The sequence below is a fragment of the Streptomyces sp. NPDC001781 genome, assembly GCF_053596035.1.
In genome coordinates, this window is record NZ_JBSFFI010000012.1 from 82,440 (window position 1) to 106,846 (window position 24,407).

The 24,407-nt window shown below is 74.5% G+C and carries 23 protein-coding genes and 1 other RNA gene; 11 read left to right on the plus strand and 13 right to left on the minus strand.

The window, feature by feature from the left end; all coding sequences use genetic code 11:
• Window positions 1–75 precede the first annotated feature (75 nt).
• The gene (locus ACWCV3_RS14015; RefSeq protein ID WP_451222821.1) at window positions 76–624 is read left to right on the plus strand and encodes a hypothetical protein; all 549 of its coding nucleotides are present in this window, start codon (window positions 76–78) and stop codon (window positions 622–624) included.
• A 59-nt stretch (window positions 625–683) separates the two neighbouring features.
• Here the strand turns inward: ACWCV3_RS14015 and ACWCV3_RS14020 are convergent, their stop codons facing one another.
• The 7 genes from ACWCV3_RS14020 to ACWCV3_RS14050 form a co-directional block, all read right to left on the minus strand.
• Window positions 684–1,508 (minus strand): hypothetical protein, encoded by an 825-nt coding sequence (locus ACWCV3_RS14020; RefSeq protein ID WP_451222823.1) that lies wholly within the window; start codon window positions 1,506–1,508, stop codon window positions 684–686.
• 85 nt (window positions 1,509–1,593) lie between these two features.
• Window positions 1,594–2,478, minus strand: a complete 885-nt coding sequence (locus ACWCV3_RS14025) for an N-acetylmuramoyl-L-alanine amidase (RefSeq protein WP_451222825.1) — start codon at window positions 2,476–2,478, stop codon at window positions 1,594–1,596.
• Between the two features lie 52 nt (window positions 2,479–2,530).
• Window positions 2,531–3,220 carry a class I SAM-dependent methyltransferase gene (locus tag ACWCV3_RS14030; protein ID WP_451222827.1) on the minus strand — a complete coding sequence of 230 codons (690 nt, stop codon included), beginning with the start codon at window positions 3,218–3,220 and terminating at the stop codon, window positions 2,531–2,533.
• 100 nt (window positions 3,221–3,320) lie between these two features.
• Window positions 3,321–5,069, minus strand: coding sequence for an MFS transporter (locus ACWCV3_RS14035; protein WP_451222829.1), 1,749 nt, complete (start codon window positions 5,067–5,069; stop codon window positions 3,321–3,323).
• A 141-nt stretch (window positions 5,070–5,210) separates the two neighbouring features.
• Complete coding sequence (locus ACWCV3_RS14040; protein WP_451222831.1) at window positions 5,211–5,822, minus strand: response regulator; 612 nt, start codon at window positions 5,820–5,822, stop codon at window positions 5,211–5,213.
• Window positions 5,823–5,853: 31 nt separating this feature from the next.
• Entirely contained in the window at window positions 5,854–7,008 is a 1,155-nt protein-coding gene (locus ACWCV3_RS14045; protein ID WP_451222990.1) for a sensor histidine kinase, read from the minus strand.
• A 586-nt stretch (window positions 7,009–7,594) separates the two neighbouring features.
• Window positions 7,595–8,716, minus strand: a complete 1,122-nt coding sequence (locus ACWCV3_RS14050) for a hypothetical protein (RefSeq protein WP_451222833.1) — start codon at window positions 8,714–8,716, stop codon at window positions 7,595–7,597.
• A 184-nt stretch (window positions 8,717–8,900) separates the two neighbouring features.
• On the opposite strand from ACWCV3_RS14050, the gene ACWCV3_RS14055 reads away from it, so the two are divergent.
• From ACWCV3_RS14055 to ACWCV3_RS14065, 3 genes are read left to right on the plus strand one after another with little or no spacing between them, the layout of a single operon-like run.
• Window positions 8,901–9,776, plus strand: coding sequence for a Nif3-like dinuclear metal center hexameric protein (locus tag ACWCV3_RS14055; protein ID WP_451222835.1), 876 nt, complete (start codon window positions 8,901–8,903; stop codon window positions 9,774–9,776).
• Window positions 9,773–10,516 carry a zinc ribbon domain-containing protein gene (locus ACWCV3_RS14060; protein ID WP_451222992.1) on the plus strand — a complete coding sequence of 248 codons (744 nt, stop codon included), beginning with the start codon at window positions 9,773–9,775 and terminating at the stop codon, window positions 10,514–10,516. Before ACWCV3_RS14055 ends, ACWCV3_RS14060 begins: the two co-directional genes overlap by 4 nt.
• Before the next feature lie 23 nt (window positions 10,517–10,539).
• On the plus strand, window positions 10,540–11,802 hold the full coding sequence (locus tag ACWCV3_RS14065) for a bifunctional RNase H/acid phosphatase (RefSeq protein WP_451222837.1): 1,263 nt from the start codon (window positions 10,540–10,542) through the stop codon (window positions 11,800–11,802).
• On the opposite strand, the gene ACWCV3_RS14070 is transcribed toward ACWCV3_RS14065, so the two are convergent.
• Together ACWCV3_RS14070 and yaaA are read right to left on the minus strand one after the other, a co-directional pair.
• On the minus strand, window positions 11,774–12,430 hold the full coding sequence (locus tag ACWCV3_RS14070) for a bifunctional 4-hydroxy-2-oxoglutarate aldolase/2-dehydro-3-deoxy-phosphogluconate aldolase (RefSeq protein ID WP_451222839.1): 657 nt from the start codon (window positions 12,428–12,430) through the stop codon (window positions 11,774–11,776). The genes ACWCV3_RS14065 and ACWCV3_RS14070 overlap by 29 nt on opposite strands.
• Before the next feature lie 64 nt (window positions 12,431–12,494).
• Window positions 12,495–13,277 (minus strand): peroxide stress protein YaaA, encoded by a 783-nt coding sequence (yaaA, locus tag ACWCV3_RS14075; RefSeq protein WP_451222841.1) that lies wholly within the window; start codon window positions 13,275–13,277, stop codon window positions 12,495–12,497.
• Window positions 13,278–13,373: 96 nt separating this feature from the next.
• Between yaaA and rnpB the strand changes: the two genes are divergently transcribed.
• Window positions 13,374–13,775, plus strand: an RNA gene (rnpB, locus tag ACWCV3_RS14080) — RNase P RNA component class A.
• An 88-nt stretch (window positions 13,776–13,863) separates the two neighbouring features.
• Here rnpB and ACWCV3_RS14085 read toward each other — a convergent pair.
• Window positions 13,864–15,774, minus strand: a complete 1,911-nt coding sequence (locus ACWCV3_RS14085) for a serine hydrolase domain-containing protein (protein ID WP_451222843.1) — start codon at window positions 15,772–15,774, stop codon at window positions 13,864–13,866.
• A gap of 176 nt (window positions 15,775–15,950) precedes the next feature.
• Between ACWCV3_RS14085 and ACWCV3_RS14090 the strand changes: the two genes are divergently transcribed.
• Both ACWCV3_RS14090 and ACWCV3_RS14095 read left to right on the plus strand, forming a co-directional pair.
• A complete protein-coding gene (locus ACWCV3_RS14090) occupies window positions 15,951–17,198 on the plus strand; it encodes a sensor histidine kinase (RefSeq protein ID WP_451222845.1) in 1,248 nt (415 codons plus the stop codon).
• Complete coding sequence (locus ACWCV3_RS14095; RefSeq protein WP_451222847.1) at window positions 17,183–17,827, plus strand: LuxR C-terminal-related transcriptional regulator; 645 nt, start codon at window positions 17,183–17,185, stop codon at window positions 17,825–17,827. Before ACWCV3_RS14090 ends, ACWCV3_RS14095 begins: the two co-directional genes overlap by 16 nt.
• Window positions 17,828–18,112: 285 nt before the next feature.
• Here ACWCV3_RS14095 and ACWCV3_RS14100 read toward each other — a convergent pair whose 3' ends face one another.
• From ACWCV3_RS14100 to ACWCV3_RS14110, 3 genes are all read right to left on the minus strand, one after another.
• Entirely contained in the window at window positions 18,113–18,421 is a 309-nt protein-coding gene (locus tag ACWCV3_RS14100) for a transcriptional regulator (RefSeq protein WP_451222849.1), read from the minus strand.
• The gene (locus tag ACWCV3_RS14105; RefSeq protein WP_451222851.1) at window positions 18,421–18,927 is read right to left on the minus strand and encodes a hypothetical protein; all 507 of its coding nucleotides are present in this window, start codon (window positions 18,925–18,927) and stop codon (window positions 18,421–18,423) included. Before ACWCV3_RS14105 ends, ACWCV3_RS14100 begins: the two co-directional genes overlap by 1 nt.
• Window positions 18,928–19,499: 572 nt before the next feature.
• Window positions 19,500–20,045: a DoxX family protein gene (locus ACWCV3_RS14110; RefSeq protein WP_451222853.1), complete on the minus strand. Its 546-nt coding sequence runs from the start codon at window positions 20,043–20,045 to the stop codon at window positions 19,500–19,502.
• A 131-nt stretch (window positions 20,046–20,176) separates the two neighbouring features.
• Here ACWCV3_RS14110 and ACWCV3_RS14115 point away from each other — a divergent pair, with 131 nt between their 5' ends.
• The 4 genes from ACWCV3_RS14115 (at window position 20,177) to ACWCV3_RS14130 (ending at window position 24,386) form a co-directional block, all read left to right on the plus strand.
• Window positions 20,177–20,503: a nuclear transport factor 2 family protein gene (locus tag ACWCV3_RS14115; RefSeq protein WP_451222855.1), complete on the plus strand. Its 327-nt coding sequence runs from the start codon at window positions 20,177–20,179 to the stop codon at window positions 20,501–20,503.
• Between the two features lie 127 nt (window positions 20,504–20,630).
• Entirely contained in the window at window positions 20,631–21,830 is a 1,200-nt protein-coding gene (locus ACWCV3_RS14120) for a D-alanyl-D-alanine carboxypeptidase family protein (protein ID WP_451222857.1), read from the plus strand.
• Between the two features lie 142 nt (window positions 21,831–21,972).
• The gene (locus ACWCV3_RS14125; RefSeq protein ID WP_451222859.1) at window positions 21,973–23,259 is read left to right on the plus strand and encodes a multidrug effflux MFS transporter; all 1,287 of its coding nucleotides are present in this window, start codon (window positions 21,973–21,975) and stop codon (window positions 23,257–23,259) included.
• Window positions 23,260–23,315: 56 nt separating this feature from the next.
• A complete protein-coding gene (locus ACWCV3_RS14130) occupies window positions 23,316–24,386 on the plus strand; it encodes a serine hydrolase domain-containing protein (RefSeq protein WP_451222861.1) in 1,071 nt (356 codons plus the stop codon).
• Window positions 24,387–24,407 lie beyond the last annotated feature (21 nt).

Genomic DNA, 24,407 nt, shown 5'->3' on the forward strand with positions numbered 1-24,407 from the left:
CTGGCGGCGGCCGGGAGGGCGGGCCAGGCTTCGGACCAGAGACACCCGCTCGGGGAATCACGTCCGGAGGACCGCGTGCCCGTTCCGCTGCGCCGCACCTGGGTGGCGCTCATCCTGTGCTGCGCCCTGCTGGCCGGTGCCGCCGCCTGCGGCGGGGACGACAGGACCAGCACCAAGACCCCCGCCGCGGCCTCCCCGAGCCCCAGCACCTCCGCGGAACGCCAGAAGTTCGCGAAGAGCAGGTTCGTCGCCAACGCGGGCCTGGCGGCCGGGGCGACCTACCAGTGGATCGTGAAGCCCTGGCGGGCCGGCACCTTCAAGAAGGGCGCCGACGGCCGCAAGGTGGCCCTCGTCAAGGCCGGCCTCGCCGGTGCCTTCGCCTACAACCGGCTCAAGGCCGCCCAGAAGAACGCCCAGGGCGACCCCGCCCTGAGCAAGGCGCTGGCCCCGCTCACCGCGGGCATCGAGAGCCTGAAGAGCCTGCCGTCCAAGCTGCGCGACGGCGACACGGACGCGATGGGCGCGTTCGAGGACACCATCGGCAAGGTGAAGAGCGCGGGGGCGAGCGCGGGCGCACCGGTCAAGGACCAGGTGCCGTCCTCCTCGGACCTCTCCAAGGGCTGACACGGCCGCGGCCCCCCGCCCGGAAAGGGGCGAGGGGCCGCGCACGACGGTTGCCGGGCTCAGCCGCGCTGGATGCCCGAGGTGTCCTGGAGGACGCCGCGACGGCCGTCCTGGGTCTGCGCGACCAGCGCGGCACCGCGCTGCTCGACCGCCAGGTACCAGGTGCCGGGGGCCAGTTCGGCGACCGGGGTGGGCGAGCCGTCCTCCGCGAACAGCGGACGGGTCACCGGCACGGCGAACCAGAACGGCGAGAAGTCGGCGGCGGGAGCCTGCTGCTGCGGCGCCGGAACGCCCTGCTGGGCACCCTGGCCGAACGCCTGGGGCGGCTGCGGCTGGCCACCGCCGAAGGACGCGGCCGGGGCGCCGGGGTAGCCGTAACCCTGGGGCGGCTGGGCGCCGTAGGGCTGCGGGGCGGCCGGCTTGGGCGCCGGGATCAGCGGGGCCTGGAGCGCCGGGACCAGCGGGGTGGCGACGGCGGCGCCCGCCAGGATCAGCGTGGCGACCATCGCGAGGATCAGACCGGTGCCCGCGCTCGGCGACTTGGAGCCGGCGGTGATGTTGTCCAGGCCGCCGACCGGGTCGATCACATTGCCCAGCGCGCTCCACGCGGCGAACACCGCGAACGCCACACCGAAGGCGCCCAGTTCGAGACCGGCGACCTTGCGGGGCTGCGGCAGCGCACGGGCGGTGACGACGAGCGCGGCGGCGATCAGACCTGCCAGGACGACACTGAGCAGGACCGGGCCGCTCTCCCAGAGGTTCGGCATGTCGACGTCGCCGGGAAGGTCGTCGTACGAAAAGTTGTCGAAGAACGACGCGATGAGCAGCAGCAGCGCCGCTCCGATCACCACGCCGTCGCCTCTGGTGAGGGATCGGATATTCACTTCATCAGGTCCTTCGTAGGTCGTCTCGTCGTCGGTAGACAGTACCGTCCGCGTGATCCACCGTGCGGACGGTTCCGCCCGGCGGTCACGACTCGTGCAGGAAACTCACGATTCCCCCGGAGATCCCCTGCGCGGCCTTCTGCCGCCAGGGACCGCTGGTCAGCAGGGCCGCGTCGGACTTGTCCCGCATGTTCCCGCACTCGATGAACACCTTCGGAACCGTTGACAGATTGAGACCGCCGAGGTCGGTGCGCGTGACCGTTCCGGTGCCGTCGCCCAGGTAGTTGGAGAAGGGCTCACCCGTGGCGTGCCGGTAGCCCCCCGCCACCCGGGCGCCCAGCTCCTTGGAGGGGGCGACGATGGGCCGGGTGTCAGCCGCGCCCGCGTGGACCGCGCCCGGCATGATCACATGGAAGCCCCGGTTGCCCTCGGCCGAGCCGTCCGCGTGCAGCGAGATCGCCGCGTCCGCGTGGGCGGCGTTGCCGATCCGGGCCCGCTCGTCCACGCACGGCCCCCACGTCCGGTCGCCGTCGTGCGTCAGCTTCACCGTGGCACCCTGCTTCTCCAGCAGCGCGCGCAACCGGTGGGCGAGGTCCAGGGTGAACTCGGCCTCCGGGTAACCGGCGTCGGTGGCGGTACCGGTGGTGTCGCACTCCTTCTTGCCGTTGCCGACGTCGACCTGCTCGCTGATCGCGGCCGTGTGCCGGAAGTTGCCCGTGTTGTGGCCGGGGTCGACGACGACGACCTTGCCGGCGAGGGAACCCGCACCCGGCGAGGGACCGCGCGTGCCGCCCGGCGCGGCGGACGCCGGCGGTCTCGCGCCGGCCGCCGGGCGGTCCGGCTCCTCGCCGAGCGCCGACCAGCCCAGCCAGCCGAGCAGGGCGACCGGCACCAGCGCGGCGGACGTGATGGTCAGCGCGCGCCGGGAGCGCGGCTGGGGGACTTCGTCTTCCGGGCCTTCGTACGACACGCAGCCACCCTAACGGCAGGCCCGACCCGGCCCCAGCTTCCCTGACGGTCCGTCAGATTCCGTCGCCGATGCGCTTCAGCACCCGCAGCGAGCCCGTCGCGGAGACCTCCGTGAAGGCGCCCGACGCCAGTGCCCGCAGGTACACCCGGTACGGCGCCTGGCCGGTGAACTCGTCCTCCGGATCGGGGAACACGTCGTGGATGACCAGCAGGCCGCCGGGTGCGACGTGCGGGGCCCAGCCCTCGTAGTCGGCGTTCGCGTGCTCGTCGGTGTGGCCGCCGTCGACGAACACCAGCGCCACGGGAGAGTTCCACACCCTCGCGACCTGCGGGGAGCGGCCGACCAGCGCGATCACGTGGTCCTCCAGGCCCGCCCGGTGCAGGGTTCGGCGGAAGGCGGGGAGAGTGTCCATCAGGCCGACCTCGGGGTCGACGGTCTCCGGGTCGTGGTAGTCCCAGCCCGGCTGCTGCTCCTCGCTGCCCCGGTGGTGGTCGACGGTGAGCGCGGTGACCCCCGCCCGGCGGGCCGCGTCCGCGAGCAGCACCGTGGAACGCCCGCAGTAGGTCCCGACCTCCAGCAGCGGCAGCCCGAGCCGCCCGGCCTCCACCGCCGCCGCGTACAGCGCCAGCCCCTCGTCCACGGGCATGAACCCCTTCGCGGCCTCGAACGCGGCCAGGACCTTCGACGGGGGTACCCCCTGCCCGACCGGAGCCGAGAGCCTGGGGGAGGGTGCGGCGGACATGGGGTTCCTCTCGGTCGTACTGCGTCCTTCTGGGCGCCTCATGCTGCCGCACCCCCCGCCGGGCAGCGACGGGGGGTGCGGTGGCGGGGAGCCGCAGGAGCTACGCGGTGACGGTCTCACCCGGCAGCGGAAGGTCCAGCTCGACCGGGCGCGCGTCCCCGGCGTGCGTCGCCGCCGAGGCCAGCGGGCCGTGCCCGGCGGCGCGGGCGGCCAGGACGTACGGGCCCTCGGACGGGACCGGCAGGGCGTAGTCGCCGTCGGCGCCGGAGACCGTGGAGCCGGCCTGGCGGCCCCGGCGGTCGATCAGCGTCACCTTGGCGCGGGCCACCGGGGCGCCCTGGGCGTCCAGCACCCGGCCCCGGAAGCCGCGCAGCACCTCCTCCGCGCGCTCCAGCACCGCGTCCTCCTCGCTGCTGGCCCGCAACCGGGTGTGCTCGGCCGCCGGACGCGGGGTGCGGGGCAGGAACACCGCGAGGGCCAGGCCGACCAGCACGGCGGCCGTGGCGATCAGGAACGACACCCGGAAGCCGTGCATCGTCGGCACCGCGATCCCGCCGCCCAGGTCGTGCGCCGTGTTGGCGAGCACCATGCCGATGACGGCACTGGAGACCGAGGTGCCGATCGAGCGCATCAGGGTGTTGAGACCGTTCGCGGCACCCGTCTCCGAGGCCGGGACCGCGCCCACGATCAGCGCGGGCAGCGAGGAGTACGCCAGGCCGATGCCGGCGCCGAGGACCATCGAGGTGATGATCGTCTGCCAGGCGGCGTGCATCAGGCCGAGCCCGCCCGCATAGCCGGCCGCGATGATCAGCAGGCCGATGATCAGGGTCGTCCGGGGTCCGTAGCGGGCCGAGAGGCGGGCGTAGACCGGAGCGGTGAACATCATCGTCAGGCCCAGCGGGGCCACGCAAAGACCGGCGACCACCATCGACTGGCCCAGGCCGTAGCCGGTGGCGGTGGGGAGCTGGAGCAGCTGCGGGAGGACCAGCGAGACGACGTAGAAGCTGACGCCGACCATGATCGAGGCGAGGTTGGTGAGCAGCACCTCGCGGCGGGCGGTGGTGCGCAGGTCGACCAGCGGGGCCGGTACGCGCAGCTCGTAGACGCCCCACAGCAGAAGCACCGCGAGCGCGGCGCCGAAGAGGCCGAGGGTGGTGCCGGAGGACCAGCCCCAGTCGCTGCCTTTGGTGATGGGCAGCAGGAGCAGCACCAGACCGGCGGAGAGGCCGGCGGCGCCCGGGTAGTCGAAGGAGCCCGTGGCGCGGGCCGGGGACTCCGGGACGGTCAGCAGGGTCAGCCCGATGGCGAGAACGCCGAGGCCGGCGGCGCCGTAGAACAGGGCGTGCCAGTCGGTGTGCTGGGCGACCAGGGCCGCGGCGGGCAGCGCGAGACCGCCGCCGACGCCGATCGAGGAGCTCATCAGCGCCATCGCGGAGGCGAGCCGCTCACGCGGGAGCATGTCCCGCATCAGGCCGATGCCCAGCGGGATCGCGCCCATGGCGAAGCCCTGGAGGGTGCGGCCCACGATCATCAGGAGCAACTGGCTGGTGACCGCGCTGACCAGCGCGCCGACCACCATCACGGACAGGCTGAGGACCAGCATCCGCCGCTTGCCGTACAGGTCGCCGAGGCGGCCCATGATCGGGGTGGCGACGGCACCGGAGAGCAGGGTGGAGGTGAGGACCCAGGTCGCGTTGCTCGGCGAGGTGCCGAGCAGTTGCGGCAGGTCCTTGATGACCGGCACGAGCAGGGTCTGCATCACCGCGACCACGATGCCCGCGAAGGCGAGCACCGGGACGACGGCCCCGCCTGCTCGCCTGGTGGCGTGGTCGGGCGTGGTGTGGGTCATGGAAATGGGTCCTCCCGGGTGAATACGTGCAGGGTGAACCTCGTATGCGCGGGAAACTATTCCGTTGCTTCGGGACGCTAACGAATCCTTGACCGGGACATGGGTTTCTGACCGGGTGTCAGTGCTTGCCCCGCGCCGGCCTCAGAGCCAGCCCTGCCGCCGGGCCTCGCGTACGGCCTCCGCGCGGTTGCGGGTGCCGGTCTTGCCGATCGCCGAGGAGAGGTAGTTGCGCACCGTCGACTCCGAGAGGTGCAGCCGGGCGGCGATGTCGGCCACCGTCGCGCCGTCCACGGAGGCCGACAGCACCTCGCACTCCCGGCCGGTCAGCGGATTCGGCCCGGCGCTCAGCGCCGCCGCCGCCAGTACGGGGTCGACCACCGTCTCCCCGGCCAGCACCCGGCGCACCGCCCGGGCCAGTTCCTCCACCGGGCCGTCCTTGACCAGGAACCCGGCCGCCCCCGCCTCCATCGCCCGGCGCAGATAGCCGGGCCGCCCGAACGTGGTCAGGATCAGCACCCGGCACCCGGGCACCCGCTCCCGCAGCAGCACGGCCGCGTCCAGCCCGCTGAGTCCCGGCAGTTCGATGTCCAGCAGCGCCACGTCCGGCCGGTGCTCCACGGCGGCCGGCACGATCGCGTCCCCCGCCGACACCTGCGCGACCACCTCGATGTCGTCCTCCATGCCCAGCAGCAGGGCCAGGGCGCCACGCATCATGCCCTGGTCCTCTGCCAGCAGGAGCCGGATCTCGTTCACCGCGCCAGAGTAGCGAGGGCGCGCCCGGCCGTCAGGACTCCAGCGCGACCGGGACCACGTCCTCGGTGCCCTGGTCCGCACAGGCGGCCGGCAGCTTCGCCGTCACCGTGAAGCCGCCCGCGGGGGCCGGACCCGCCGTCAGGGAGCCGCCCGCCGCGGCCAGGCGCTCGGTGAGGCCCGTCAGGCCGGTGCCGCCGGCGGCAGCGGTTGCCGCGGGTGCCGCCGGGGTGCCGTTGTCGGTGACGGTGAGGCGGACGCGTTCCCCCGCGCTCTCCACGGTGATCTCGCAGCGGGTGGCGTGGCTGTGCCGGACCACGTTGGTCACCGCCTCGCGCACCACCCAGCCGAGCAGCGCCTCGGTCTGCGGGGCCAGCGGCGCCCCCGACTGCCGGACCACCGGCTCCACGCCCGCCGCCGCCAGTGCCGAGCGGGCGCGGGTCAGCTCGGTGGACAGGCTGCCCTCGCGGTAACCGGTCACCGCCTCCCGGATCTCGGTCAGCGCCTGCCGGCCCACCGACTCGATGTCCCCGATCTGGGCCAGCGCCGCGTCCAGGTCCCGGCCGGCCAGCCGCCGCGCGGCCTCCGACTTCACCACGATCACCGACAGGGTGTGGCCCAGCAGGTCGTGCAGATCGCGGGAGAAGCGCAGCCGCTCCTTCTCCACCGCCCGCCGTGCCAGCTCCTCCCGCGCGGCCCGCAGTTCGCGCACCGCCTCCGACAGACCCAGGATCGCCGCCGTCACCATGCAGGACAGGAAGGTCGCGTATCCGATGTCCGCCGCGTGCGACCACCCGCCGCGCGTCCCGGCGATGACGGCCGCGTAGGCCGCGAGCAGCAGCGCGGTGAGACCCAGGCCGCGTCCGCGCAGGATCGCACCGACGGCGAGACCGAGCAGGGGGAAGAACATCAGCCAGCTTCCGCCATAGACCGCGGCCAGCCCCGTGGTCACCAGCCCCATGCCCAGCAGCGCGAGGCGGGTGGTGAGGGCCTCGCGCGCGGCGCGGTCGAAGGCGCGGAAGACGACGTGGACGTAGAGCGAGTTGAACGTGAGCATGCCCAGGCCGCCGACCCAGGGGTTCGCCTCACCCTGGATCAGGTTGGCGAAGGAGCCGAGGCCCAGCAGCAACCAGGGGAGCAGGGTGAAGCCGCTCGCCGGCGGCCCGGCCTGCCCGGCACCCCGTCTCATGCCCTCCGGGCAAGCCTGCTGCCGCGCCCACCACGTCATGCCGGTACCCCTCGGCTTCTCCTGTCGCACCGCGCCCCGCCGGTCGGCGGGACGACGTTCCACGGCAGGAGGGGAGAGCCGCTGCCCGCGCCGGGCCGATCGCGTCTGTGTCATGCCTACGACGGTAGGAGCGGGGCGCCGCCACGGGCAGAGGCGTACGTACGGACTCCGGCAGTACGAATGTCACGGCCGGCCCCATGACGAAGGGGCGGGGTACGGGCCGTGTGGCCCGTACCCCGCCCCTCGCCGCATCGGTCAGGCAGCCGTTCCGGCCGTCCCGCCACCCGGGCGGCGATGGCGCCCGCTGGGGGCGCTCTCCCCGTCCCGGTCGGCGACCGGTCCCCGGTGCCGCCCGTGCCCGTCCGCCTCGGCGGAGACGGATTCCCGCGGATGGACCCCGGAATCCGCGGACGCGGACAGCGGCTGCGTCGTGCTGGTCTCGGCCATCGGAAGCATTCACCCCGTCAACATGATCGTCTTGCAGCCGGGAGAGTCTAACCAACCCCCGGAGGCAGGGGTCCAGGCGGTCGTGCCGCCCCCGGTGGCGCTACTCCGCGGCTGCCTTGGCGAGCGGTGCCTCCCGCAGCGGTACCGGCCGGGGAGCCTCCGGTCCCGCCGCCTCCGCGGGCCTCGCGGGGACGGGGTCCGGGGCCCAGGAGGCCGGTTCGGCCACCCCGCACGGTGTCGAGGGCGTCGAGTACGGAAGGCGCAGGACGCCCTCCGGGGTCCACACGCCGGAACCCGCCAGCCAGCCCTCCGGGGCCGGAAGATGGCGTAGCCGGCGGTCGGCCGGACGCCAGGCGGCGATCCAGGTGCCCAGGGGACCGTCCACCCGCAGGGCCACCGCGCAGGTCTCCGGGGTCAGGACCTGGCCCGGCTGGACGGCGAACGGGGTGACCGTGCAGTCCGCCGGCCGGAGCGCGCCGGGGAAGCGGACCGGCAGGGTGCCGCCCAGCACACCCCAGCCCAGTCGTTCCTGCCCCGGCGAGGCCGCGTCCGAGGAGATCACCACCAGCCCGCTGTCCGGGTCGGCCAGCAGCAGCCGGTCGTCGCTGCCGGGCGTGATCTCCAGCAGTGGCGACACCTCCCCGTCCCGCCCCAGGTCCACCACGACCGTCTTGGTCCGGCCGTCCAGCTCCCGGTCGAGCGCCAGCATCCGCCCGGCCCGCTCCAGCCAGACCCCGCCCGAGCACCGCCCCGGCAGCTCGGCCACCCGCTCCGGCCCGGCGGCACCCCCCGCGACCAGCCACACCGCCGTGGACGTCTCGCACACCGCCAGCGCGTACGCCCGCTCGCCCCCCGGCGCCGGCGGCAGCAGGGTGACGTAGGTACCGGTCCCGCACTCCACCGCCCCGACCGCCAGCTCACCGGTACCCGGCCCGGTCGGGTACAGCAGGGAGAAGACGTGCCGCCGCTCCACCAGCCGGTGGATCAGCACCCGCCCGTCGCCCATCGGATGCACCTCGGTGCCCGGCTCCTCCGGCTGCCCGCCGGGCAGCGGCACCGCGTACGGCTCCGGGCCGTCCAGCGTCCAGCGCTCCGGGAACCAGCTCTCCCCGTCCAGCGCGAGCCGGGCCGCGTACGCGCCGTCCGCCGTGATGGCGTACCGCGTCGTGGGCGCCTCGTGTTCCGCGCCGGTCGACGGGGATTCGATCGCACAGGCCGTCATGGTTCGGTCACCTCCGGCGACGAAGCTAGTTTTCGTACGCACGGGCGGGGGCCGGGTCCGGACCGCTTCACACATACGGGTGGCGCAGAAGCGATTCGTCTGAGGAAAGAGCGGGTGTGGGCGTACCGGCTCGGGGCGGCCGTACGCGGTACGGCCCCGCTGGACGGACAGGTAGCCTTTCCCCGTGCCCCGTCTGTCTGAAGTCATCGCCGCGCTGGAGACCCTGTGGCCCGCCGAGCGGGCCGAGTCCTGGGACGCGGTCGGCACGGTCACGGGCGACCCCGGCCAGGAGGTCACCCGCGTCCTGTTCGCCGTGGACCCGGTGCAGGAGGTCGTCGACGAGGCCGTACGGCTCGGCGCGGACCTGCTCGTCACCCACCACCCGCTCTATCTGCGCGGGACGACCACGGTGGCGGCCGGCACCCCCAAGGGCCGGGTCGTGCACACCCTGATCAAGAACGACGTCGCCCTGCACGTCGCGCACACCAACGCCGACAAGGCCGACCCCGGAGTCTCCGACGCCCTCGCCGGCGCGCTGGACCTCCGGGTCACCGGCCCGCTCGTCCCCGACCCCGACGACCCGGCCGGACGCCGGGGCCTGGGCCGGATCTGCGAGCTGGACCTCCCGCTGAGCGTGCGCGAGCTGGCCGAGCGCGCCGCCGAGCGGCTGCCCGCCACCGCGCAGGGCATCCGGGTGGCCGGCGACCCCGACGCCGTCGTCCGCAGGGTCGCCGTCAGCGGCGGCTCCGGCGACAGCCTCTTCGACCAGGTCCGCGCGGCCGGCGTGGACGCGTTCCTCACCGCCGACCTGCGCCACCACCCGGCCTCGGAGTTCGTCGCGGCCACCGCGTCCGCCGCGGAGCGTCCCCTCGCCCTCCTCGACGCGGCCCACTGGGCCACCGAGTGGCCCTGGTGCGAGCTGGCGGCGACCGAACTCGACCAGATCTCCGACCGTCACGGCTGGGGCCTCAGGGTCCACGTGTCCACGACGGTCACCGACCCCTGGACCGCCCACGCGGCGTCCCCCGTCACCACTAGCCCCATGGGAGCCCCCAACTGAACGCCGAGCCCGCCGACCAGATCCGACTCCTCGACGTCCAGGCCCTCGACGTCCGCCTCCAGCAGCTCGCGCACAAGCGGAAGTCGCTCCCCGAGCACGCCGAGATCGAGACGCTGGGCAAGGACCTCGTCCAGCTCCGCGACCTGCTGGTGGCGGCGCAGACCGAGGAGAGCGACTGCGCCCGCGACCAGACCAAGGCCGAGCAGGACGTGGAGCAGGTGCGCCGCCGTGCCACCCGTGACCAGCAGCGTCTGGACTCCGGCGCGGTCACCTCGCCCAAGGACCTCACCGGCCTCCAGCACGAGATCGCCTCCCTCGCCAAGCGCCAGGGCGACCTGGAGGACGTCGTCCTGGAGGTCATGGAGCGCCGCGAGGCCGCCCAGGCGCGGGTCGCCGAGCTGACCGGGCGGGTCGCCTCCGTGCAGGCCAAGTCCGACGACGCCACCGCGCGCCGCGACGCCGCGTTCCGCGAGCTGGACGACGAGGCCGCCGCGGTGACCAAGGAGCGCGAGGTCGTCTCCGCCTCCGTCCCGGACGACCTGCTGAAGCTGTACGACCGCCTGCGCGCCCAGGGCGGCGGGGTCGGCGCGGCCAGGCTGTACGCCCGTACCTGCCAGGGCTGCCGCCAGGAGCTGGCGATCACCGAGCTGAGCGAGATCCGCGCGGCCGCGCGCAACGCCGTGGTGCGCTGCGAGAACTGCCACCGCATCCTGGTGCGCACGGCCGAGTCCGGTCTGTAGTCGGGCGGCAAGGAGCGCTGGGCGTGCGGGAGTTCGTGGTCGAGGCCGACGGCGGGTCACGGGGCAACCCGGGCCCGGCCGGGTACGGTGCCGCCGTGAGTGACGCGGCCACGGGGGAGACCCTGGCCGAAGCCGCCGAGTTCATCGGCGTCGCCACCAACAACGTCGCCGAGTACCGGGGGCTCCTCGCCGGCCTGCGCGCCGCCCACGCCCTCGACCCGGAGGCGCGGGTCGCCGTCCGGATGGACTCCAAGCTGGTCGTCGAGCAGATGTCGGGCCGCTGGAAGATCAAGCACCCCGACATGAAACCCCTGGCCGCCGAGGCCCGCAGCGTCTTCCCGCCCGGCAGGGTCACCTACGAGTGGATTCCGCGCGAGCGGAACAAGCACGCCGACCGGCTGGCGAACGAGGCGATGGACGCGGGGGCGAGGGGAGAGGCGTGGACGCCTCGCGCCCCCGCCGTGCCCGAGCCCGAGGGTCCTCCCGGGGACGCCCGGGCGGGGGCGGCGGCCGCGCGGGCGGCCCTGGCCCAGGGGCGGCCCGGACCCGGCTTTGAGCCGGTGGAGCCGGCCGGCGCCGCCCGGAGCGACGCCCGTGCCGCCCGTACCGTCGCCTCCGCCACCGTCTCCTCGCCCGGCTGGAGCGCGGCCCCCGACCTCGGGGCGCCCGCGACCTTCGTGCTGCTGCGGCACGGGGAGACACCGCTCACTCCGCAGAAGCGCTTCTCCGGGAGCGGGGGGAGCGATCCCGCCCTGTCCGAGGTGGGGCGGGAGCAGGCGCGGCTGGCGGCGGGGGCGCTGGCGCGGCGGGGGACCGTGCAGGCGGTCGTCGCCTCGCCGCTGGCCCGTACGCGGGAGACCGCCGGGATCGTCGCGGCCCGGCTCGGGCTGGACGTGCGCGTGGACGACGGACTGCGGGAGACGGACTTCGGCGCCTGGGAGGGGCTGACCTTCGGGGAGGTCCGCGAGCGCCACCCCGACGACCTGACCGCCTGGCTCGGCGACCCGGAGGCGCGTCCCACCGGCGGCGGCGAGAGCTTCGCGGAGACCGCCGAGCGGATCGAGGAGACCCGCGCCCGGCTGGTCGCCGAGTACACGGGGCGCACGGTCCTGCTGGTCACCCACGTCACGCCGGTCAAGACCCTGCTGCGGCTCGCCCTGGGCGCCCCGCCCGAGTCCCTCTTCCGGATGGAGCTGTCGGCCGCCTCGCTGTCGGCGGTGGCGTACTACGCCGACGGCAACGCGAGCGTACGGCTGTTCAACGACACGTCCCACCTGCGTCCCTGAGCCCGGCCGCACTCCGCGCCAGCCTCTCGATCCGGGCCCAGTCCCCGGCGGCCACCGCGTCCGCCGGGACCATCCAGCTGCCGCCCACGCAGCCCACGTTGGGCAGTGCCAGGTACTCCGGCGCACTCGCCTCGGCGATCCCGCCCGTGGGGCAGAAGCGGGCGTCGGGCAACGGCCCGGCCAGGGACCTGAGATACGCCGTACCGCCCGCCGCCTGGGCCGGGAAGAACTTCATCTCGCGCACCCCGCGCTCCAGCAGCGCCACCACCTCCGAGGTGGTCGAGACCCCCGGCAGGAACGGCACTCCGGATTCCCGCATCGCGGCGAGCAGCGACTCGGTCCAGCCGGGGGAGACCAGGAACCGAGCCCCCGCCGCGACACACCGGCCCACCTGCTCCGGCGTGACCACCGTCCCGGCACCCACCACCGCCTCGGGCACCTGCCCGGCGACGGCCCGGATGCCGTCCAGCGCGGCCGGTGTGCGCAGCGTGACCTCGATCGCGGGCAGCCCCCCGGCGACCAGCGCCCGCGCCAGCGGCACGGCGTCGGCGGCGTCGCTCAGCACGACGACGGGGAGGACGGGCGCGAGGTCCAGCACGGAGGCGGAGGAGGGCGCGGGTGAGGTCATGGACGCCATCGTGCCCAGCGGTGGCAGCCTGCGCAATGAGCGTTGCGCATGATGCAACGCAGGCTCAGTGGACGTCGTCCACCAGCACGTCCAGCGCCCACGGTCTCCCGGCCTTCTCCGGCGCCGCCGCCTCCACCTCGTACCCGAGGTCCCGCAGCGCGACGACCAGCCCGGCGGGGTCCTTCGGCGCGGCACCCTCGGTGAGCAGCGCGCGGACGATACGGCCCTTGGTCGCCTTGTTGAAGTGGCTGACCACCTTGCGGGTGGGCGCGTGCAGCACCCGTACGGTCGCGGTGCGCCCCGCGACCTCGCCCCGGGGCTTCCAGGCGGCGGCGTACGCGGCCGAGCGCAGGTCCAGCACGAGCCCGTCCCCGGCCGCCTCGGGCAGCACCTCGGCCATCGGCGCCCGCCAGTGCCCGGCCAGCGCGCCGAGACCGGGCAGCTTGACACCCATAGAGCAGCGGTAGGAGGGGATGCGGTCGGTGACGCCGATCGCGCCCCACAGACCGGAGAACACCAGCAGCGAGCGGGCCGCGCGGCGCTTGGCGGCGGGGGCGAGGGTGGCCAGGCCGAGGGCGTCGTAGAGGACACCGGTGTAGATCTCGCCCGCGGGGCGGGCGCCGGCGTCGAGCAGGCCGGCGTTCTTGGCGACCTCGCCGCGCAGCCCCTCACTCAGTCCCAGCACCTCGCGGGCCTTCTCCTCGTCCCCGGCGCACAGCTCGACCAGCTCGGCGAGCACGGCCCGCCGGGCGGCGGCGAGCCCGGGCAGGGACAGCGACCCGGGCTTCAGTGGGGCGCCCCGGCCCGAGGACGCCTTTCCCTCCGACGGGGGCAGCAGGACCAGCACGGACAACTCCTTCTCTCGGCCTCCGCGCCAGCGTACGGGCCCCGCCCGCCGGTCCGTGCCGCCCGCCCGGCCCGGTACCATGGTCGGCACGGCAGACGAGCCGGGCGGACGGCCGCGTGGAGCCCCTTGACAGGGCTTCCCGAGGAACGTCCGGGCTCCACAGGGCAGGGTGGTGGCTAACGGCCACCCGAGGCGACTCGCGGGACAGTGCCACAGAGAACAGACCGCCTCGCGCCTCGGCGCGGGGTAAGGGTGAAACGGTGGTGTAAGAGACCACCAGTGCCCAGGGTGACCTGGGCAGCTAGGTAAACCCCACCCGGAGCAAGGTCAAAAGGAAGCACCCCGGTGCTTCTGCGCGGACGACCGAGGGCTGCCCGCCCGAGTCCGCGGGTAGACCGCACGAGGCCGGTGGCAACACCGGCCCTAGATGGATGGCCGTCACCGGGACGCCCGCGAGGGCCCCCGGAACAGAACCCGGCGTACAGCCCGACTCGTCTGCCGCTCCTCTCGGTTTGCCGGGCGTGGGGAGAGCTCCCCGCGCCCGGCAAGCCCAGCGGATCGACTTCGAGGCGTCCTGCCCGCGGCCTCAGCCCGCCAGCCGGTACGAGGCGGCCACCCCGAGGAAGACCAGTGCCGCCAGCGCGCCGCAGGCGTAGTGCACCCGGCCGGTCACCCGCCACCAGCGCCGCCGCATGGAAAGGACGGCGCACACCACCGTCGCGACGGTGGTCGCGAGCGCGACGTCGATCAGTGCAGGCACCGCCTCCAGGAGCGGGGAATCGCCCACGATGACCGAGCGGTTGAGGGCGTTCGGGTCGGCGGACAGCACCGCGAAGCAGACTGTCGCCGCGCTGATCAGAGCGCCCGAGGCCCACAGCAGCAGCCTGGCGGCCCGCGCCCCGGCCGGAGCACCGGGCCGGCGGCGCCGCACGAGGGCCAGCACCGGCAGCGCGAGCACCGTCAGGGCGAGGTAGGCCAGCGAACCGAGCAGCGCGCGCCGGTGCAGAGTGGGAGAGAGGTACCAGGGCAGCCGCTCGTACGAGACGGAGGCGTCGGAGGCGACCGAGAGACGCCCGTCGCGGAACGCGATCCGGTCCTGCCCGTCACGCTCCTGGAACAGCCCCGGGCTCAGCTGCACCCAGTGCCGGGCGGGGGCCTCCGGGTCGCGCGAGAGGCCTGTCGTGGTCAGCGTCGCGCCGGCGCCCGCGCTCACCCGTACCGAGCCGATGAGGGCGCTCACCCGGGTCAGCTCCGTGGAACTGGTGCGGGTGGAGCGGTACTCACCCCGGTACGGGGTGACGTCCACGAGCGAGACGGAGCGGCGCACGACGGAGGCGGTCCCGAAGTGGTCGGCGAAGCGGTCCACGACCTCCTGCCCCGCCCAGGCGGCGATGCCGTCCTCGCCGTCGCCGTTGTAGACCACGTACACCGCGGCGTCGCGGTCGGGCAGCAGGGCCAGGTTGCCGTGGAAGCCGGGCAGGTCGCCGTCCTTGACCAGCATCCGCCGGCCGTCGCGCACCCGCTCCTCCAGGATGTAGCCGAGGCCCGGCAGCCGGTCGTCGTTGCCGAACTGCCGCTTCGTCAGGGCCTGGACGGACCGCTCGGACAGCACCGGCCCGCCACCCGCCAGCAGGGCGCGCAGCAGCCGCCCCATGTCGGTGGCGGTGGTGACCGCCCCGGCGCCGGTCGGCGACCAGTCGCCGTACTGCCCGTCCTGGACCCGCTGGCTCCCGCCCGCCGGCCGGTAGCCGCGGGCCAGGCCGGCGGCGACGGCGGGGGCGTGCGGCTGCGCGAAGCTCGTCCGCGTCATGCCCAGCGGTCGCAGCACCTCGCGGTCCAGATAGCCGGCGAACGGGGTGCCCGTCACCGCCTCGACCAGGTAACCGGCCAACGCCACACCGTAGTTGTCGTAGCTGGCGACCTCGCCCGGCGGGCGCACCCGGCGCGGCTGATGGGCGGCGAGGCTCTCGCCGAGCGGGCGCACGTCCTCGGGGCGGGTCGCCGCGCGCCCGATGATGGTGTCGTCGAACCCCGCCGTGTGCGTGAGGAGATCGCGTACCGTCACGGGGTGCCCCGGATACGTGTCCCTCACCTTGAAGGTCGTGAGGTAGCGGTTGACGTCGGACGCCAGGTCGAGCCGGCCCCGTTCGACCTGCTGGAGGACCGCGATCGCGGTGAACAGCTTGGCGTCGGAGGCGAGGAAGAAGCCGGTGCGGGCCGGGTCCACCGGGGTCCCGGCGGTGACGTCGGCGACGCCGTAACCCCGCGTCAGGACCTGACGGCCGTTCTCCACGACCACCACGGAGGCCCCGGGGATGCGGTGGGCGGCGAGCTGCCGGCGCACCAGCGCGTCGACGGATCCGGCCAGACCGGACGGCGCGGGTCGGTCGGCCGCCGCGTGGGCCGATGGCGCCGCCGAGGCGGTGCCGGTGCCACCTGCCAGCAGCAGCACGCAGAGCGGGAGGAGCAGGTGCCGCAGGCGCAGTCGCATCGTCATGCCCTCAGTCAACGCGCCACGGCCCGCGCCCCCCAGCCACCTGGGTGGCGTCCCGAGGGGGACCTGGCTACACCATCGCGGACGGGACTCACGTCCCCTGCGCACCGCACCCCGGTCGGCCAGACTCGGGACATCATCACGGCAGGGAGCCGTGCACCGAGGGGAACAGGACGACCGTGACCAACCTGAACATCCGCGCCGGTTTCCGCGCCGTGGGCCGGGGACTGCCCGTCCTCGGCCTCGCGATCGCGGAACTCGCCCTCTTCTGCCTCTTCGTGACGGCGGTCTCCCTTGTCGGCATCGGCCTGGGCGTGCTCCTCGTCCCGGCCCTCGCCGTCGCCCTGCGCCGCGTGGTGAACGCCTCCCGCCGGACCGCCGAACGCTGGTCCGGCCGCGCGATCGAGCAGCCCTACCTCCCCGCACCCGCCGCCGAGCCCGGCCTCAAGGGCCACTGGCAGCGCGCCCACTGGGTCCTCACCGACCCTGCGACCTGGCGCGACCTGGCCTGGACGCTGGTCAACCCGGTGGTCGGCGTGGTCGTCGCCCTGATGCCCCTCGCCCTGGTCGCCTGCGGCATCGGCGGCATCCTGATGCCCGCGATCCACGGCCCCATAGCCGACGCGGGGACCAACTACTACCTGTGGATCGAGGTCAGCGACCTCACGTCCGCCTGGTACTGCGCCGCCCTCGGCGTCCTCGTCCTCGCCGCCGGCCTCGCCACCGGCCCCGCCCTGCTCTCCGCGCACGCCTCGCTGGCCCGCACCCTGCTCGCCCCCAGCCGCAACGCCCAGCGTGTCCGCCGCCTCACCGACAGCCGCAGCGACGCCGTCAGCAGCTCCGCCGCCGAACTGCGCCGCATCGAGCGTGACCTGCACGACGGGGCGCAGGCCCGGCTGGTCGCCCTCGGCATGAACCTGGGCGTCGCCGAGCAGCTCCTCAGCAAGGACCCGGAGGCCGTCCGAGCCATCCTGGCCGACACCCGCAAGGCGTCCGCGGCCGCCCTCAGCGAACTGCGCGACCTGGTCCGCGGCATCCACCCGCCGGTGCTCGCCGACCGCGGCCTGGCCGACGCGGTGCGCGCCCTCGCCCTGGACAGCCCGCTCGACGTCACCGTCAACGCCGACCTGCCCGGCCGCCCCGAGGCGCCTGTGGAGTCCGCCATGTACTTCGCGGTCGCGGAGGCCCTCACCAACGCCGCCAAGCACGCCGACCCGGACCGTGTCAGCATCGACCTCTGGTACGAGACCGGCACGCTGCGCGGGCAGGTCGTCGACGACGGCCGGGGCGGCGCCGACCCCTCGCGCGGCACCGGTCTGCGCGGCATCGAGCGCCGGCTCGCCGCCTTCGACGGCCTCCTGGCGGTCCACAGCAAGCCGGGCGGACCGACCACCCTCACCATGGAGCTGCCGTGCGCGTTGTCCTAGCCGAAGACCTCTTCCTGCTGCGGGACGGCCTCGTCCGGCTCCTGGAGTCGTACGAGTTCGAGGTGGTGGCCGCCGTGGACACCGGGCCCGCACTGCTCCAGGCCCTGCTCGACCACAAGCCGGACGTCGCGGTCGTCGACGTCCGGCTCCCGCCGACCTTCACCGACGAGGGTCTGCGGGCCGCTCTGAAGGCCCGGTCGCGTATACCCGGCCTTCCGGTCCTGGTCCTCTCCCAGTACGTCGAGCAGCTCTACGCCCGGGAGCTCCTCGCCGACGGCAGCGGCGGCATCGGCTACCTCCTCAAGGACCGGGTCTTCGACCCCGACGGCTTCGTGGACGCGGTGCGCCGCGTCGCGGCCGGCGGCACCGCGATGGACCCCGACGTCGTCGCCAAGCTCTTCGCGAAGGAGTACCACCGCGACGGCCCGCTCTCCCGGCTCACCCCGCGCGAGCGCGAGGTCCTGGGCCTGATGGCGGAGGGCCGCTCGAACGCCGCGATCGCCCAGGAGCTGGTGATCACCGAGCGGGCCGTGATCAAGCACACGTCCAACATCTTCACCAAGCTCGACCTGCCGCCCTCGCAGGCCGACAACCGGCGGGTGCTCGCGGTCCTCGCCTACCTCAAGTGAGGCTATGAGCGAGCCCGACCAGTTCCGGAAGTTCGTCGACCCGTCGCAGTGGCAACGGGATGGTGCGGGCCGGATCCGTCAGGTGGCCCCGCACGCTCCGGCCGCCGTGCACCGCCCGGCCGTCGAGCAGCGCGCCCACGGCGGTGAGCGGGCGGGACAGCTGCTCGTCACGCCTGCCGTCGATGAGGACCTGCGCGGAGGAGACGGACCGGACCGCGCGGGGCCCGCCTCATCCCGGCGAGTGGAGTTGCCGGTGCCCCGGGGCCGCCGGCTTCTGCCGGGCGTTCAGTCGGCCGGCCGGGCGTCGCGCGCCATCGCCGCGATCCGCTCCAGCGCCGCCGCGTGCCGCGCGAACGCCTCGCGCCCCTTCGGCGTGAGCCGCGCGAGGGTGCGCCGGGCGCCCACGCCCGCCTGCTTGCGCACCTCGACGTACTCCTCGGCCGCCAGTGCCGACAACTGCTTGGACAGGGCGGAGTCGCTCGTGCCGACCGAGTCGCGGATGAACCCGAACTCGGTCCATCCCGCCGGTGCCAGCAGTGCGACGATCGTCAGCCGGGGCGCCGGGTGGAGGAAGGCGTCGAAGTCCGCGTCCATCAGTACCGCCGCTCCGCCCGGCGCCGCAGCCGGGCTTCGGCGGCGGCGCGGGCACGGGGCGCCGCCAGCAGGGCGGCCCCCACCACCACCGCGGCGGCGATGACATGGGGGACCGGCACCCCGCCCGCGGAGAGAGCCGCGGCCAGACCGCGGAACACCAGGTAGGCGGCGATCCCGCAGACCGCTCCCACGAGCGCCGCCCTGGTGCCCGGCCTGTTGCGGACCGGCGCGGCGTACGTGTGGCGGATCGCGATGGCCGCCACCAGGAGCAGTCCCGGAACCAGCACCGCGCCACCCCAGGGATTGGGCAGGTCGAAGGAGGCGAAGGAGGCGAACAGCAGCAGCGCCGCGAGCAGCAGGGACGGGCGGGACAGGCCGAACCGCAGCTCGGCCACCCCCGACTGCTCCTGGCGCCGGCGGATGTCCTCGAGCGCGGCTCCGGCGGCGGACGGTGTCACGGTCTGCCGGTCCAAGGGGGTCCTGTCGTGCTTGTCGTCAGGCGCCACGGGGTCTCGCACCTCCTGTGTGCAACTTCTACTTTCCTATCGAGAAAGTAGCAGGTGTTTTCCTGGTGGAAAAGTAGAGGTTGCACCCGGATCAACCAGCCGGGAGAAGGAAGGGGAGGGCCCGTGAAGCCTCTGGCACTCGAGGAGGTGTCGAGGCGTTTCGTGTCCCAACAGGCTCTGGCGTCAAACACGTTGACCGTTCGACCTGGGGAGATGTCAGGTTTCGTGGGCGGCGACGGAGCAGGCGGACCACCGCCGTGCGCATCGGCGTCGGGGTGCCCGCCCCGGACCGCGGACAGGTGCTCCGGGGTGAGGCGCCGGTCGGGCGGCAGGAGTCCGCACGGTTCGGCCACATGCCTTCAGGAGCGCGGTCTCCACCCCGAGATGACCGTCGCCCGGCAACTGGTCTGCCCCGGCGGGCTCCACGGGCTGTCCCACGCCGAGGCCCAGGAGTCCGTGGCCCGCTGGACGGAACGGCTGCGGATCACCCAGCACCGGCACAGGCGGGTGGCCACTCCTCGGCACCCGCGCGCGGACCGGGGCCCGACGACCGGCCCCAGTCCGCGAGTGCCCTACTCCTCGAACAGCACTTCCTGCTCCGCGACCGCCGTCTCCCGCAGCCGGCGGTTCCGGGCACCGATGACCAGGGCAGCGGCCGCCGCCGTGACGCCCAGGGCGGTGGGGACCATCCAGCTCCGGTCGAGGACGTGGCCGAGGACGTGGTCCAGGGAGAGGCGGCCGGGGCCGGTCACCGCGAGGCCCGCGGCGGCGAGGCCGAGGCTCGCGGCGTACTCGTAACCGCCCTCCTGGGCGAAGAAGCCGTTGGGGACGTGCAGGGCCGCCGCGCCCGCCATCGCGCCGGCCGCCGCCGCGCCCGCGGCCGGGGTGGCGAGGCCGAGGGCCAGCAGGACACCGCCGCCCGCCTCCGCCACACCCGCCGCCGTCGCGCTCGCCCGGCCCGGAGCGAAGCCCACGGACTCCATGAACTGGCCGGTGCCGACCAGCCCGTGGCCGCCGAACCAGCCGAACAGCTTCTGCGCGCCGTGCGCGGCCAGTACCCCGCCGGTGCTCAGCCGGAGCAGCAGCAGGCCCACGTCACGTCGGTCGTAACAGGTCATGGTGACTCCCTTTCCCTCGCGTCTACCGTCGCACCGGGTATCCCGTCCGGCCTCCCGGACCGGGCGTCCGGGTGGCGCGGGCGGGCGTGCGCCCGGTGGCAGGGCGCGGGCAGCGGTGTGAGCCTGACGCCATGACCATTCAGACCGCCAAGCTGCGCGACCCGGCCGTCAGGGCCTTCGTGCACGCCGTCAACTCCCATGACCGCGAAGGCTTCATGTCCCTCCTCGCGCCCGGCGCGACCATGGCCGACGACGGCGCCGACCGCGACCTCGCCGTCTGGATCGACCAGGAGATCTTCTCCACCCACGGTCATCTGGAGGTCGACAACGAGTCCCGGGGCGGACGCGCGCTCGTCGCCCGGTACCGCAACGACACCTGGGGCGAGATGCGGACCCGGTGGACGTTCACCGTGACCGACGACGGGCGGATCTCGCGGTTCGAGACAGGTCAGGCGTAGCCGGACGGGGGCTCGGCGGGGGCCTGCACACGATCGGTCCATCGGACCTTCATGAGGGGGCAAAGTCCTGACCGGGGACACACCTCCCCCGGGCAAGGGCCGTTCCGAGCCGGTGTACGGTCCCCGGGTGCGTGAATGTTCCCCGCTCAGCCGACGTGCCCTTCTCGGTCTCACGGCGGCCGCCGTCCCCCTGACCGTCACCGCCCCCGCCTCCGCCGCCGGGGCGAGATCCGCGGGGACGGGCGTCGTCGGCGGGGAGCGGCTCGGCCTCGGCGGGGTCCAGGTACGGGCGGCCGGGCTGCCCGGAAAGCTCACCGCGCGGGCGTGGCTCGTTGCCGACCGGGACACCGGGGAGGTGCTCGCCTCGTACGACGCGCACCGGCGGCTCGCGCCCGCGTCCACGCTGAAGATGCTGTTCGCGGACACCGTGCTGCCCAGGTTCGCCCCCGGGCAGCGGTACCGGGTCACCGAGGCGGACCTCGCCGACATACCGTCCGGATCCAGCCTCGTCGGTGTCCGGGCGGGAACCACGTACACCGTCGAGCAGCTCTGGCAGGGCGTGTTCCTGCGCTCCGGCAACGACGCCGTGCACGTACTGGCCCACATGAACGGCGGGATCACCCGCACGGTCGCCGAGATGCAGGCCAGGGCCGAGTACCTGCACGCCCTCGACACCCACGTGGTCAGCCCGGACGGCTTCGACCACAAGGGCCAGACCTCCTCCGCGTACGACCTCACGCTGTTCGCCCGCGCCGGGCTGCGCAACCCCGACTTCCGGCGCCACTGCCGGACGCCTACCGCCGACTTCCCGGCGGGCGGCAGGAGGACCTTCCAGATCCAGAACACCGACCGCCTGCTCACCGGTGCGTGGGGGCTGCGGCCGTACGCGGGACTGCTCGGGGTCAAGAACGGCTACACCAGCCACGCGGGCAACACCTTCACCGGCGCCGCCACCCGGGGCGGGCGCACGCTGCTGGTCACCGTGATGCACCCCGCCGAGGGCAGCAACGCGGTGTACGAGCAGGCCGCCGCACTGCTCGACTGGGGCTTCGGCGCGGGCCGCGCGGCCCGGCCGGTCGGCCTGCTCGCCGCCCCCGGCGGGACGAACGGCAGCCGGCCGACCGTCAGCCCCCTTCCCTCCGCACACCCCGCCCACGCCTCCGCCACCCCGCCCGGCCCCTCCACCCTCCGTCTCGCCGAAGGCGCGGCGGGCACGGCGGCGCTGCTCGGCGCCGGTGCCTGGGCGCTGCTGCGCCGCCGCAGGGCCCGCACGGCGGACACCCCCGCCGAGGCGGTGCCGCAGCAGGGCGGCCGTCACCGCCGCTGACGCCGGCCCCCGGCAGGACCGGGGGTGCCGCTCGTGCCGTCCCCGCCGAACCGCCGGCTACCTTCGCGCACACGTCCCCCGCACATCCGCGGAGCTGAGACCATGGTGGGCGTCGTCCGGGGTTCCGGCTGGGAGGGGTCGTATGGGTGAGCGGGACGTCGTGACGGCTCCGGGGGTGGCGGCCGCACGAGGGGCGGCCGGAGTCGCGAAGCGGCCGCGCGGGGTGCTCGTCACCTTCATGCTCGGGGCGCTGACCGCCACCACACCGCTGGCGATGGACATGTACCTGCCCTCGCTGCCTGAGGTCACCCGCACCCTGCACGCGCCCGCCGCCACCGTGCAGCTCACCCTCACCGCCTGCCTGGCCGGCATGGCGCTCGGGCAACTGGTCGTCGGCCCGATGAGCGACCGGTGGGGTCGGCGCCGCCCGCTGCTGACCGGGCTCGCGGTGTACCTCGTCGCCACCGCCCTGTGCGCGTTCGCACCCACCGTCGAGACGCTGGTCGCCTTCCGGCTGGCGCAGGGACTCGCGGGCGCGGCCGGCATCGTCATCGCGCGGGCCGTCGTACGCGACCTGTACGACGGCGTCGCGATGGCCCGCTTCTTCTCCACCCTGATGCTGATATCCGGGGTCGCCCCGATCGTCGCCCCGCTGATCGGCGGGCAGATCCTGCGGGTGACCGACTGGCGGGGCGTGTTCGCCGTCCTCACCGCTATCGGGGCCGTGCTCACCGTGCTGGTCTGGCTGCGGCTGCCCGAGACGCTGCCCCCCGCCGAGCGGCACCGGGGCGGGGTGAAGGAGTCCCTGCGCACCATGCGCGGCCTCCTCGCCGACCTGCCCTTCGCCGGCTACCTCCTCGCGGGCGGCTTCGCCTTCGCGGCCCTGTTCGCGTACGTCTCGGCGTCCCCGTTCGTCGTCCAGGAGGTCTACGGCGCCTCCCCGCAGACCTTCAGCCTGCTGTTCGGGCTCAACTCCGTCGGGCTGGTCGTCGCGGGGCAGATCAACGGCAAGCTGCTCGTGGGCCGGGTCCGGCTGGACCGGGTGCTCGCCTGCGGGCTCGCCGTGATCGTGCTGGCCGCGACCGCGCTGCTGCTCATGGCCACCGGGGTGTTCGGCGAGGCCGGGCTCGCGCCCGTGGCCGCCGCCCTGTTCGTGCTGATGTCCGCGATGGGCTTCACCCTGCCCAACACCCAGGCGCTCGCCCTGCTGCGCACCCGGCACGCCGCCGGTTCCGCCTCCGCGCTGCTCGGTACGACCTCCTTCCTCATCGGCGCGGTCGCCTCCCCGCTCGTCGGCGTCGCGGGGGAGCGCACCGCCGTCCCGATGGCCCTCGTCCAGCTCGCGGCCGCGCTGGTCGCGGGGGTCTGCTTCACAGGGCTGTGCCGTCCCTGGCAGGCGGGCGCGGACCCGGAGGGAGCGGACCGCTGAGCGCACCGAGACTCCGTCGCGGAACCCCCGAGCGGGCCGGGCTCGATCCCGCGGGCATGGCCCGCCTCACCGACGACCTGCACGCCCTCACCGCCGGGGCCCACCCCTGGGCGGCCGGGGCCGTCGCGGTGGCCGGGCGCGGGCCGGTGATCGCGGTCGCCGAGGCGTCCGGGTGGGCCGTGCGGTACGCCGCCTGGGATCCCGCGGCCGGCGCCGGCGTGGAACTGCCGCCCGCCGAACGGGTGCCGGTCATCCTCGACACCCCCTTCGACCTCGCCTCGCTCACCAAGCTGTTCACGTCCGTCGCGGCGCTCCAGCAGATAGAGCGGGGCACCCTCGGGATCGACGCCCGCGTGGGCGCGTACCTGCCCGAGTTCACGGGGGCGGCCGAACACGGTGTCACCGTGCGGCAGTTGCTCACCCACACCGCCGGGCTCGCGCCCGAACTCCCGCTGTACGACCACCCCGACCTCACCGCCCGCCTGGCCCGGCTCCGCGCGGAGCCGCCGACGTCGAAGCCGGGGGAGTACCTGTACTCCGACCTCGGCATGCTGCTCCTGCAGTTCGTGCTGGAGCGGATCACCGGGCGGCCCCTGGACGTGCTGATCGCCGACGGCATCACCCGCCCGCTGGGCATGACGGCGACCTCGTACGGGCCCCGCCCCGACGCCGCGGCCACCGAGGACCAGCGGCGGCCCTGGGCGAAGGCCGACCGGGGGATGCTGCGGGGCGTCGTGCACGACGAGAACGCCTGGGCGCTCGGCGGGGTCGCGGGCCACGCGGGCCTCTTCTCCACCGGTCCCGACCTCGCCGTCTTCTGCCGCGCGCTCCTCACGGGCGGCGCGTACGGGCCCGCGCGCATCCTCGGCCCCGACTTCGTCGAACTCCTCCTCACCCCGCCCGGCCTCGGCTTCGCCCTGGACGAGCCCTGGTTCATGGGCACCCTCTCGGGCCACGGCGCGGCCGGCCACACCGGCTTCACGGGCACGTCCCTGGTCCTCGACCCGTCGACGGACACGTTCCTCGTCCTCCTGGCCAACACGGTCCACCCGGTGCGCAGGCCCTCCGGCAGCCACCCGCGAGCGGCCCTGGCCTCCCGCCTGGCGAAAGCGGTACGGGACGCCTGAGGAGCGGCTCGCCGCACCTGA